Origin of the sequence: Streptomyces mutomycini, from assembly GCF_001700505.1 — a bacterium.
GTDB lineage: Bacteria > Actinomycetota > Actinomycetes > Streptomycetales > Streptomycetaceae > Streptomyces > Streptomyces mutomycini.
Map to the genome: position 1 here is coordinate 1 of NZ_MAPV01000237.1, position 11389 is coordinate 11389.

13 protein-coding genes are annotated in these 11389 nt (G+C 71.0%); 7 read left to right on the top strand and 6 right to left on the bottom strand.

The window, feature by feature from the left end; genetic code table 11:
- The 4 genes from thiS to BFF76_RS27875 form a co-directional block, all read left to right on the top strand.
- A partial coding sequence (thiS, locus tag BFF76_RS27860; RefSeq protein ID WP_065849316.1) for a sulfur carrier protein ThiS occupies positions 1-139 on the top strand: 139 nt, incomplete at its 5' end.
- Between the two features lie 2 nt (positions 140-141).
- A complete protein-coding gene (locus BFF76_RS27865; RefSeq protein ID WP_031100796.1) occupies positions 142-936 on the top strand; it encodes a thiazole synthase in 795 nt (264 codons plus the stop codon).
- A gap of 128 nt (positions 937-1064) precedes the next feature.
- Positions 1065-2987, top strand: coding sequence for a Stk1 family PASTA domain-containing Ser/Thr kinase (gene pknB / locus BFF76_RS27870; RefSeq protein ID WP_031100797.1), 1923 nt, complete (start codon positions 1065-1067; stop codon positions 2985-2987).
- Positions 2988-3009: 22 nt separating this feature from the next.
- Positions 3010-3873: a deoxyribonuclease IV gene (locus tag BFF76_RS27875; RefSeq protein WP_031100798.1), complete on the top strand. Its 864-nt coding sequence runs from the start codon at positions 3010-3012 to the stop codon at positions 3871-3873.
- A gap of 31 nt (positions 3874-3904) precedes the next feature.
- Here BFF76_RS27875 and BFF76_RS27880 read toward each other — a convergent pair whose 3' ends face one another.
- On the bottom strand, positions 3905-4537 hold the full coding sequence (locus BFF76_RS27880; RefSeq protein ID WP_031100799.1) for a sulfite oxidase-like oxidoreductase: 633 nt from the start codon (positions 4535-4537) through the stop codon (positions 3905-3907).
- A 155-nt stretch (positions 4538-4692) separates the two neighbouring features.
- Between BFF76_RS27880 and bfr the strand changes: the two genes are divergently transcribed.
- Complete coding sequence (gene bfr, locus BFF76_RS27885; protein WP_031100800.1) at positions 4693-5172, top strand: bacterioferritin; 480 nt, start codon at positions 4693-4695, stop codon at positions 5170-5172.
- Between the two features lie 35 nt (positions 5173-5207).
- Here bfr and BFF76_RS27890 read toward each other — a convergent pair whose 3' ends face one another.
- Together BFF76_RS27890 and BFF76_RS27895 are read right to left on the bottom strand one after the other, a co-directional pair.
- Positions 5208-5468 carry a (2Fe-2S)-binding protein gene (locus BFF76_RS27890; RefSeq protein WP_031100801.1) on the bottom strand — a complete coding sequence of 87 codons (261 nt, stop codon included), beginning with the start codon at positions 5466-5468 and terminating at the stop codon, positions 5208-5210.
- A gap of 160 nt (positions 5469-5628) precedes the next feature.
- On the bottom strand, positions 5629-6975 hold the full coding sequence (locus BFF76_RS27895; protein WP_031100802.1) for a class II 3-deoxy-7-phosphoheptulonate synthase: 1347 nt from the start codon (positions 6973-6975) through the stop codon (positions 5629-5631).
- A gap of 112 nt (positions 6976-7087) precedes the next feature.
- Here BFF76_RS27895 and BFF76_RS34775 point away from each other — a divergent pair, with 112 nt between their 5' ends.
- Together BFF76_RS34775 and BFF76_RS27900 are read left to right on the top strand one after the other, a co-directional pair.
- Positions 7088-7144 (top strand): trp operon leader peptide, encoded by a 57-nt coding sequence (locus BFF76_RS34775; protein WP_078850812.1) that lies wholly within the window; start codon positions 7088-7090, stop codon positions 7142-7144.
- 96 nt (positions 7145-7240) lie between these two features.
- Positions 7241-9187, top strand: coding sequence for an anthranilate synthase family protein (locus tag BFF76_RS27900; RefSeq protein ID WP_065849317.1), 1947 nt, complete (start codon positions 7241-7243; stop codon positions 9185-9187).
- A gap of 27 nt (positions 9188-9214) precedes the next feature.
- On the opposite strand, the gene BFF76_RS27905 is transcribed toward BFF76_RS27900, so the two are convergent.
- The 3 genes from BFF76_RS27905 to BFF76_RS27915 all read right to left on the bottom strand — a co-directional run.
- Positions 9215-10219: a 2-hydroxyacid dehydrogenase gene (locus tag BFF76_RS27905; protein WP_031100805.1), complete on the bottom strand. Its 1005-nt coding sequence runs from the start codon at positions 10217-10219 to the stop codon at positions 9215-9217.
- A gap of 94 nt (positions 10220-10313) precedes the next feature.
- On the bottom strand, positions 10314-11006 hold the full coding sequence (locus BFF76_RS27910; protein WP_065849318.1) for a response regulator: 693 nt from the start codon (positions 11004-11006) through the stop codon (positions 10314-10316).
- A partial coding sequence (locus BFF76_RS27915; protein WP_141695677.1) for a sensor histidine kinase occupies positions 11003-11389 on the bottom strand: 387 nt, incomplete at its 5' end. The genes BFF76_RS27910 and BFF76_RS27915, both read right to left, overlap by 4 nt.

Consider the following 11389-nt stretch of genomic DNA (forward strand, 5'->3'; position numbering starts at 1 on the left):
GACCGTCTCGTTGACCGCGGCCTCCTCCGGGGTCGCCGCCGCGGTCAACGAGACGGTCGTCCCGCGTGGCCGGTGGTCCGCCACCGCGCTCGCCGGCGGCGACCGCGTCGAGGTCCTCACCGCGGTCCAGGGAGGCTGACCGTGTCCGACGATCTCCTCACGCTCGGTTCCACCGCCTTCTCGTCCCGGCTGATCATGGGAACGGGCGGGGCGCCCAGCCTCGACGTGCTGGAACGTTCCCTGATCGCCTCGGGCACCGAGCTGACGACCGTGGCGATGCGCCGGCTCGACCCGACCGTGCGGGGTTCGGTGCTCTCCGTCCTGGAGCGCCTCTCCATCCGGGTCCTGCCGAACACCGCGGGCTGTTTCACCGCCGGTGAGGCCGTGCTGACGGCCCGGCTGGCCAGGGAGGCGCTGGGCACCGACTGGATCAAGCTGGAGGTCGTGGCCGACGAGCGGACCCTGCTGCCCGACCCGATCGAGCTGCTCGACGCCGCCGAGATCCTGGTCGACGACGGTTTCACCGTCCTGCCGTACACCAATGACGACCCGGTCCTGGCCCGCAAGCTCCAGGACGTGGGGTGCGCGGCGGTCATGCCGCTGGGCTCCCCCATCGGCTCCGGGCTCGGTATCCGCAACCCCCACAACTTCCAGCTGATCGTCGAGCAGGCGGGGGTCCCGGTGATCCTCGACGCCGGAGCGGGGACCGCGTCGGACGCGGCGCTGGCGATGGAGCTGGGCTGTGCCGCTGTGATGCTCGCCTCGGCGGTGACCCGGGCGCAGGAGCCGGAGCTGATGGCGGCGGCGATGCGTCACGCGGTGGACGGCGGGCGGCTGGCCTACCGGGCGGGACGCATCCCCCGCCGCCATTTCGCCGAGGCGTCCTCGCCGGCGGAGGGCCGCGCGGTGCTGGATCCGGAGCGCCCCGCCTTCTGAGATCCCCGACGGGCGGCGGCTCTCCTGGTCACAGCACGTGCATGCCCTTGTCACGGCTCGGCACCGGAACGGCTCCCGGGACACCCTGGCCCGTCCGCGCTGTCCGTGTCAGCTCGTAGACTCGCTCCGTGGACACGACCCTCCAGGACCCCCTTGTCGGGCAGCTGCTCGACGGCCGCTATCGCATCGATGCGCGCATCGCCGTCGGCGGTATGGCCACGGTCTACCGGGCCGTGGACACCCGCCTCGACCGGGTGCTCGCCCTCAAGGTGATGCACCCTGCGCTGGCGACCGACGCCGCGTTCGTCGAGCGCTTCATCCGCGAGGCCAAGTCCGTCGCACGGCTCGCCCACCCCAACGTGGTGGGCGTCTTCGACCAGGGCGCCCAGGGCGCGTATGTCTACCTGGCGATGGAGTACGTCGCCGGGTGCACCCTGCGCGACGTCCTGCGTGAGCGCGGGGCGCTGCAGCCCCGGGCCGCCCTGGACATCCTGGAGCCGGTGCTGGCCGCCCTGGGCGCCGCGCACCGCGCGGGCTTCGTCCACCGCGACATGAAGCCGGAGAACGTCCTGATAGGGGACGACGGCCGGGTCAAGGTCGCCGACTTCGGGCTCGTGCGCGCGGTGGGAACCGCCACGGACACCACGGGCTCGCTCCTGGGCACGGTCTCGTACCTCGCCCCCGAGCAGATCGAGCAGGGCACGGCCGACACCCGGTCCGACGTGTACGCCTGCGGTGTCGTGCTGTACGAGATGCTGACCGGCGGGAAGCCCCACAGCGGGGACACCGCCGCCCAGGTGATCTACCAGCATCTGAACGAGGACGTCCCGGCGCCGTCCGGTTCCGTGCCCGGCCTGGCCGCCGGGCTGGACGAGCTGGTGGCCGCCGCCACCGCGCGGAACCCCGATGTCCGGCCGCCCGACGCGGTGGCCCTGCTCGCCGTGTCCCGTGAGATCCGTGCGGACCTCACCGGGGAGCAGCTCGACGCGGTGCCCCCGCAGGCCATCGCGGAGGCGCACGACGCCGCCGAGGACCGTACGAGCGTGATCCCCCGGGTGATACCTGCAGGCCAGGGCACGGCGCATCACACCAGCCGGCTGGAGATGCCGCCGCCGTCGCCCCGGGAGCCGGGGAACGGCCGGAGCGGCCCCTTCACCGGCCGTGGCCGGCGCGGGGTGTTCGCCGTGCTCGTCGCCGTCCTTCTGGCGCTGGGGGCCGGGGCGGGCGTCTGGTACATCAACTCGGGTCAGTTCACCCGGGTCCCCTCGCTCCTCGGCCAGACCCAGAGCGCCGCCGAGAAGCGGCTCGCGGACGAGGGGCTCGATCTGAAGGGCGTCGAGCGCGCCTACAGCGACACGGTGAAGCGCGGCACGGTGATCAGCAGCGACCCGGGCTCCGGGGAGCGGATCCGGGGCAACGACGCGGTGGAGCTGGTGGTCTCGCGCGGCCCGGAGACCGTGAAGGTTCCGGATACCGAGGGGCTCCCCCTTGCCGATGCCCGGCGTGAGCTGAAGAAGTGGGGGCTCGCGCCCGGGATGGTCACCCGGGAGTTCAGCGAGGAGATCGACCGGGGCAAGGTGATCCGTACGGATCCCCGCACCGGCACCGAGCGGCACACGGACTCGGCGGTCGCCCTGGTCGTCAGCAAGGGCGGCCCCGTCGGCGTGCCCGACGTCACCGGCCTCTCCGTCGAGGACGCCACGGCCGCGCTGGACGAAGCCGGGCTCAGGACGAAGGTGCTGACCGAACGGGTCAACTCCCCCGAGGAGCAGGGCGGGATCGCCCGGCAGTCGCCGGACAGCGGTGCGGAGGCCGCCGAGGGCGACACCGTGGAGCTGACGGTCTCCAAGGGCCCGCGCATGCTCCAGGTACCCGACGTCACGGGGAAGAAGGTCGACGAGGCCCGGAGCACACTGGAGGAGGCGGGCTTCGAGGTCAAGGTCGACCGGCCGTTCCTCTCCTTCGGCGACACGGTCGGCCGCCAGTCGGTCGAGGCCGGGGAGAAGGCCGCCGAAGGCTCCACCATCACCATCAGGACCAAGGGCCTGTAGACCTATCGAGGACTGGCAGCACATGCGCAACCCCATCGGCGGTCACGTTCCCGTGGCGGGCGGACTCGCGAAGGTCGGTCTCGGCTACGCGCGGGAGCTGGCGGCGGAGACCGTGCAGGTCTTCGTCGCCAATCCGCGCGGCTGGGCGACACCGCCCGGTAACCCCGCGCAGGACGAGCTGTTCCGCTCGGAGTGCGCGGCGCAGTCGGTTCCCGCGTACGTCCATGCCCCGTATCTGATCAACTTCGGCTCGCACACGGAGGCGACGGTCGAGCGGTCGGTCCTGTCGCTGCGCCACTCGCTGCGCAGGGCGAGGGAGATAGGCGCCCTCGGTGTGGTGGTGCACACCGGCTCGGCGACCGGCGGACGCCCCCGCGCGGAGGCGCTCGCCCAGGTGCGTACGCACATGCTCCCGCTTCTGGACGAGCTGACCCATGACGACGATCCGTTCCTGCTGCTGGAGTCGACGGCCGGGCAGGGCTCCTCGCTCTGCTCGCGGACCTGGGACTTCGGCCCGTACTTCGAGGCCCTGGACTTCCACCCCCGGCTGGGGGTCTGCCTGGACACCTGCCACATCTACGCGGCGGGCCACGACCTGACGGGGCCCGCGGGCATGCGGGACACCCTGGACCTGCTGGTGGACACCGTCGGCGAGGGCCGGCTGAAGCTGATCCACGCCAACGACTCCAAGGACGTGGTGGGCGCCCACAAGGACCGGCACGAGAACATCGGCGCGGGCCACATCGGGGCCGAGCCGTTCCGTGAGCTGTTCTCGCACCCGGCGGCCGAGGGGGTGCCGCTGATCATCGAGACGCCGGGCGGCAAGGACGGGCATGCGGCGGACGTGGCCCGGCTGAAGGAACTCCGGGGCTCCGCCTCCGGATGAGGGCTGCTGCCCTACGGGCTCTCCCGACGGCTCAGAGCTCGGGGCCGTCCCCGGGCCCCTCCTGGTAGGAGTAGCGCTGTTCGCTCCACGGGTCGCCGATGTTGTGGTAGCCGCGCTCCTCCCAGAACCCACGGCGGTCGGCCGTCATGTACTCGATGCCCCGGACCCACTTGGGCCCCTTCCAGGCATACAGGTGCGGCACGACCAGGCGCAGCGGGAATCCGTGTTCGGCGGTGAGCAGTTCGCCGTCCTTGTGGGTGGCGAACAGCGTCCGGTCCGAGGTGAAGTCGGCGAGCCGGAGATTCGAGCTGAAGCCGTATTCGGCCCAGACCATCACATGGGTGACGTGGGGCGCGGGCGGCGCCAGCTCCACGACCTCGCGGGCCGGAATTCCACCCCACTCGGCTTCGAGCATGCTGAATTTCGTCACGCAGTGGAGGTCCGCGACGACCGAGGAGAAGGGGAGCGCCGTGAATTCCTGGTGATTCCAGCAGTGTTTGTCACCGTCGGCCGTCGCTCCGAAGACCCTGAACTCCCAGCGGTCCGGCTTGAACTTGGGGACAGGTCCGTAATGGGTGACCGGCCAGCCCCGCTGCAGCCGCTGCCCCGGTGGAAGCCCGGACTGCTCTGCTGTGCCGCGTTCCCGGCTTTCCGGCTGACCCATGCCTCCATGGTGACAGACAGGCAGGGGTGGTCATGACCAGGGGAGAGGCGATTCGGGCAACTCATACTAAGCATGCACTTACTGGACGGTCACGAGGTGCGGTGCGAGGATGCGCCCAGACATGCCCAGTTCACCGGTTGGAAGGAGCCTCTGCGATGCAGGGCGACCCCGAGGTCCTCGAGTTCCTCAACGAACAGCTGACCGCCGAATTGACTGCCATCAACCAGTACTTCCTGCACGCGAAGATGCAGGAGAACTTCGGCTGGACGAAGCTCGCGAAGTACACGCGGGCCGAATCGTTCGACGAGATGAAGCACGCGGAGATCCTCACCGACCGGATCCTGTTCCTGGACGGCCTGCCCAACTACCAGCGGCTCTTCCACGTGCGGGTGGGCCAGACGGTCACCGAGATGTTCCAGGCCGACCGCCAGGTCGAGGTGGAGGCGATCGACCGCCTCCGGCGGGGCATCGAGGTGATGCGCGGCAAGGGCGACATCACTTCGGCGAACATCTTCGAGTCCATCCTCGAGGACGAGGAGCATCACATCGACTATCTCGACACCCAGCTGGAGCTGGTCGAGAAACTCGGTGAGCCGCTCTACATCGCCCAGCTGATCGAACAGCCGGAGAGCTGATCCGCCGAAGCCCCTGACGGTTCCCGGGCGGCCCTTCAGGCGGCGTCGGAGAGCCGGACGTCCGGTGCGGTGCCGAGGGCCACGGGCGCGGCGGCCGACGGCGCGGTACGCCCTTCGAGGAGTTCACCGCGCGCACAGTCGCCGCGGCCGAGCAGGGCCTGGATCCTGCGGACACAGCCGCCGCAGTCGGTGCCGGCCTTGCAGGCGGAAGCGATCTGGCGGGGAGTGCACGCGCCGCCGTCCGCATGCTGCTTGACCTGGTCCTCCGTGATGCCGAAGCAGGAGCAGACGTACACGCGGTTCACCTCCCGACGGGTCGATCGCTTCGCCGTCCCGAGTTCTCGGTGAGGCTAACCTAACCTTACCCGCGAGGCCCCCGCGCACAAAAGCCCCGGTACGCCTGTGGGGCACGGATCACATCGATCCGTGCCCCACAGGCGTCGTCAGGGGTGATTCCTACTGGTCGCGGTACATCTCGGCGACCAGGAAGGCCAGGTCCAGGGACTGGCTGCGGTTGAGGCGCGGGTCGCAGGCGGTCTCGTAGCGCTGGTGCAGGTCGTCCACGAAGATCTCGTGGCCGCCGCCGACGCACTCGGTGACGTCGTCACCGGTCAGCTCGACGTGGATGCCGCCCGGGTGCGTGCCGAGGCCCTTGTGCACCTCGAAGAAGCCCTTGACCTCGTCCAGGACGTCGTCGAAGCGGCGCGTCTTGTGACCGGAGGCGGCCTCGAAGGTGTTTCCGTGCATCGGGTCGGTCACCCAGACCACCGCGGCACCGGAAGCGGTGACCTTCTCGACCAGCTCGGGGAGCTTGTCGCGGACCTTGTCGGCGCCCATGCGGACGATGAAGGTCAGCCGGCCCGGCTCGCGCTCGGGGTCGAGGCGGTCGATGTAGCCGAGCGCCTCGTCGACGGTGGTCGTCGGGCCGAGCTTGATCCCGATGGGGTTGCGGACCTTCGAGGCGAACTCGATGTGCGCACCGTCCATCTGCCGGGTGCGCTCACCGATCCAGACCATGTGGCCCGAGGTGTCGTACAGCTGGCCGGTGCGCGAGTCGGTGCGGGTCAGCGCCGACTCGTAGTCCAGCAGCAGCGCCTCGTGCGAGGCGTAGAACTCGACGGCCTTGAACTCGGCCGGGTCCGTGCCGCACGCCTTCATGAAGTTCAGCGCGTTGTCGATCTCGCGGGCCAGGGCCTCGTAACGCTGCCCGGACGGCGAGGACTTCACGAAGTCCTGGTTCCAGGCGTGCACCTGGCGCAGGTCGGCGTAACCGCCGGTGGTGAAGGCCCGCACCAGGTTCAGCGTGGAAGCGGATGCGTGGTACATCTGCTTCAGCCGCTGGGGGTCCGGGATGCGGGCGGCCTCGGTGAATTCGAAGCCGTTGACGGAGTCGCCCCGGTAGGTCGGCAGAGTAACGCCGTCGCGGGTCTCGGTCGGCTTGGACCGCGGCTTGGAGTACTGCCCCGCGATCCGGCCGATCTTGACGACCGGCACGGAGGCCGCGTACGTGAGGACGGCGCTCATCTGGAGCAGCGTCTTCAGCTTGGCGCGGATGTCCTCGGCGGACACGCCGTCGAAGGCTTCGGCGCAGTCACCGCCCTGCAGCAGGAACGCCTCGCCCTTGGCGACGGCTCCCAGGCGGGCGCGCAGCTGGTCGCACTCGCCGGCGAAGACGAGCGGAGGATACGACTCGAGGTCCGCGAGTACGTCGCGCAGAGCCTCGGCATCGGGGTACTCGGGCTGCTGCGCCGCGGGAAGGTCTCGCCAGGTGTGGCCACCGGCGACGGAGGTATTGGCGTTCACGGTCACGTTCACAACATTACGGGGTCGGCAGTGCGTCCCCGTCGCCCGCTCAGCAAATGAGACGCGCGCTCGTTCGTGCACCGCTGTCCACCGCGTCCGCTAGGGTTCTCGCATGTTCGCGCAGACGACGAGGAACTGGTGGTGGACCGCTCATCCGGCGGCCCGCTGATTCATCGCGCGTACAGACTTCGCGAAGGCCGCCCGAGGGGCGGCCTTCTCTGCGTTCAGGAGCCGGGAGCCGTTCCTCCATCAAGAAGGAACGCCCATGACCGAGCCCATCTCCACGCCCGACCATGCCGGCCGTGCCGTCGATGTGCTGTCCGCCCTGCTCCGTGACGACTCCCCGCCCTTCGCGCTGCTGCGCAGGCGCACGCCCGGCCGCGACCACGACACCGTCGAGGTCCTGACCGGCGAGGTACGGGAGGTGGCCCGGCTCGCCGACATCCCGGTGGGCGGGCTGCCCGCGCTGGCCCTGGTGCCCTTCCGGCAGATCGCCGAGCGTGGTTTCGACGTACGCGACGACGGCACCCCGCTCGCGGTGCTGGTCGCCGACGAGGTGCACGAACTGCCGCTGGACGAGGTGCTCGCGCGCCTGCCCGGCCACGACGTGAGGGTCGAGGACGGCGCCTTCGACGTCCCGGACGAGGAGTACGCGGACATCGTCCGGCGGGTCGTGGAGGACGAGATCGGGCAGGGCGAGGGCGCGAACTTCGTGATCCGGCGGACCTTCGGCGGCGAGATCCCCGGCTTCGGCCGGTCCGACGCGCTGGCGCTGTTCCGCCGGCTCCTGACCGCCGAGCGCGGGGCGTACTGGACGTTCGTCGTGCACACGGGCGGCGGCGGCTCCCCGTCGGAGCGTGCGACGGGCGGACGGACCCTGGTCGGCGCGAGTCCGGAGGTCCATGTGCGGATGTCCGGCGGGACCGTCGTGATGAACCCGATCAGCGGGACCTACCGCTACCCGGCCGGGGGGCCGACCGCCGAGGGCCTGCTGGCCTTCCTCGGCGACCGCAAGGAGACCGAGGAGCTCTCCATGGTGGTCGACGAGGAGCTGAAGATGATGTGCACCGTGGGCGACATGGGCGGTGTGGTCGTCGGGCCCCGGCTGAAGGAGATGGCGCATCTCGCCCACACGGAGTACGAGTTGCGCGGGCGCTCCTCGCTGGACGTGCGGGAGGTCCTGAAGGAGACCATGTTCGCGGCGACGGTCACCGGCTCCCCCGTGCAGAACGCCTGCCGGGTGATCGAGCGGTACGAGCCGGGGGGCCGCGGTTACTACGCCGGCGCCCTGGCACTGGTGAGCCGGGAGCCCGGCGGCGCGCAGACCCTGGACTCGCCGATCCTGATCCGTACCGCCGACATCTCGGCGGGCGGCCGGCTGCGGGTGCCGGTCGGGGCGACGCTCGTGCGCCACTCCGATCCGGCGGGGGAGGTCGCCGAGACCCATGCGAAGGCGGCCGGGGTGCTCGCGGCGCTGGGCGTCCGGCCGGGCCGGCCGGAGTCGGAGGCCGGCCGGCCGCGGCTGGCCGCCGATCCGCGGGTCCAGGCGGCCCTGGACGACCGGCGCGGCGGGCTGGCCCCTTTCTGGCTGCGGATGCAGGAGCGCACCCGGGACCTGTCCGGCCATGCGCTGGTGGTCGACGGCGAGGACACCTTCACGGCGATGCTGGCGCATCTGCTGCGCTCCTCGGGCCTCACGGTGTCGGTGCGCCGGTTCGACGAGCCCGGGCTGCGGGGGACGGTGCGGGCGCACACGGGGCCGGTGGTGCTGGGGCCCGGCCCCGGCGACCCCTCGGACACGGCCGATCCGAAGATGCGGCTGCTGCGCGGGCTGGCCGCCGAGCTCGTGCGCGAACACCGGCACGGGCTGCTCGGTGTCTGCCTCGGCCATGAGCTGATCGCGGCGGAGCTGGGCCTGGAGATCGCCCGGAAGGCCGTGCCGTACCAGGGGGCGCAGACCAGGATCGACCTGTTCGGCAGGCCCGAGACCGTCGGTTTCTACAACAGCTTCACCGCGCTCTGTGACGACGCGGCGGCCACGGAGCTGGGCGCGCACGGGATCGAGACGAGCAGGGACACCGCCTCCGGCGAGCTGCACGCGCTGCGCGGCCGGGGCTTCGCGTCGGTCCAGTTCCACCCGGAGTCGGTGCTGACGCTGCGCGGCGCCGCGATCGTGACCGGACTGCTGGACGCGCTGCCGGTACTCGGCTGAGGGAGGGGCAGAGGCGGGGCCGGCCGGCTAACGCGCGGGAAGCGCCGGGACCAGGAAGTTGTCGCTGCGGCGGCCCGCCAGGTAGTCGGTGACGTTCTGCACGGTGGCGTCGATGATCTGTCCCACGGCGTCACGCGTGTAGTACGCCTGGTGCGAGGTCACGATGACGTTGGGGAAGGTGACGAGGCGGGCGAGGGTGTCGTCGTCGATGCCCTCGACCGACTTGTCGACGTGGAAGAGCCCCGCCTCCGCCTCGTAGACGTCGAGCCCGACACCGGTGAACCGGCCGCCCCTCAGCTCGGTGACCAGAGCGCGGCTGTCGATGAGTCCGCCCCGGCTGGAGTTGACCAGGATCGCGTCGTCCTTCATCGCGGACAGGGCTTGCCGGCCGATGATGTGCTGGGTGGCCGGCAGCAGCGGCACATGGAGGCTGATCAGGTCGGCCTCGGCGAGGAGCTGTTCCTTGTCCACGTACCTCATGCCGAGTGCGGTGCAGGCGGGGTTCTCGACGACGTCCCAGCCGAGCAGATCCATGCCGAATCCGTGGGCGATGCGGGTGAACGCCTCACCGATCTTCCCGGTGCCGACCACACCTGCCGTCCGGCCGTGCAGGTCCCTGCCGAGGAGCCCGTCGAGCCGGAAGTCGAAGTCCCTGGTGCGGCTCACCGCGCGGACGATACGGCGGTTGACGGCCATGGCCAGGGTCCAGGCGAACTCGGCGACCGAGTACGGCGAGTAGTACGAGACCCGGGCGACCCGCAGGGCCAGTCGCTCGGCGACGTCGAGGTCGATGTTGTTGAAGCCGGTGGAGCGCTGGGCGATCATCTGCGTGCCGCCCGCCGCGAGGGTCTGCAGCACCTTGCCGCCGAGATCGGCGTTGACGCTGGTGGAGATGATCTCGTAGCCCGCGGCGATCGGGGCGGTGTCCTCGGTGAGGAAGACGTCCAGGCAGCGGACGTCGTGCAGGCCGGCGAAGGCCTTCTCGATCAGCGGCTTCTCGTCGGACTGCACGCCGAACACCAGGATTTCCACGACGTCTCCCGGGTGAGGGGGCGGGGGCCGTTCCTCCGTGAATATACGGCCCGCGCCCCGGGGGCGCCGCCGGGACGGCGCGGAACCGGCCCCGTCAGACGTCGTCGAGGCCGGCCTCGATGGCGTAGCGCACCAGCTCCACCCGGTTGTGCAGCTGGAGCTTGCCCAGGGTGTTCTGGACGTGGTTCTGCACGGTGCGGTGGGAGATGACCAGCCGCTCGGCGATCTGCTTGTACGAGAGTCCCTTGGCCACCAGCCGCAGGACCTCCGTCTCGCGGTCGGTGAGCTGCGGGACCTTCGGCCGGTCGGGGGCGGCTGGGGCGGGATCGGAGGCGAGCCGGCGGTATTCGCCGAGGACCAGTCCGGCGAGGCCCGGCGTGAAGACGGGGTCGCCGGCCGCGGTGGCGCGCACGGCGTCGGTCAGCTCCTGGGTGCTGGCCGACTTGAGCAGATAGCCGGTGGCGCCCGACTTCACGGCCTCCAGGACATCGGCGTGCTCACCGCTGGCGGAGAGCACCAGGACGCGCAGCCCTGGGTGGGAGCCGACGAGCTCCTTGCAGACCTGGGCTCCGGGCATCCCCGGAAGATTCAGGTCGAGCACCAGGACGTCGGGCCCGGCGGCTTTGGCGCGGCGCACGGCCCCGGGGCCGTCGCCGGCGGTCGCGACCACGTCGAATCCAACCTCGGCCAGATCTCGGGCCACGGCGTCGCGCCACATCGGGTGGTCGTCGACGACCATCACCTTGATGGCCCGTTCCTCCGCCGCCTGCGTGTTCGGTGTACTCATCGGACCGGTCCTGCCTTCCCCCGTGAAACCTTCGGAACCTTCAACTCGACCTCGGTGCCCTGGCCGGGCACCGAGATCAGCTCTGCCGTACCGCCCAGATCGCGCAGCCGCCCGCGGATCGACAGGGCGACGCCGAGGCGGCCCTCCCCTTCCGCCTGGTCGAGTCTGCCCTCCGGGATGCCAGGGCCGTCGTCCCGGACCGTGACGATCACCGCGTCCGGCTCGTCCTCGACCAGGATCCACGCCTGGGCGTCCGGCCCCGCGTGGACGCGGACGTTGTCCAGCGCGGCGCTGACGGCGGCGGCGAGTTCACGCGCCGCCCCGGCCGCGAGCGGCACCGGGGCGCCGGGCTCCGAGAAGGTGACCCGGGATCCGGCGTGCGG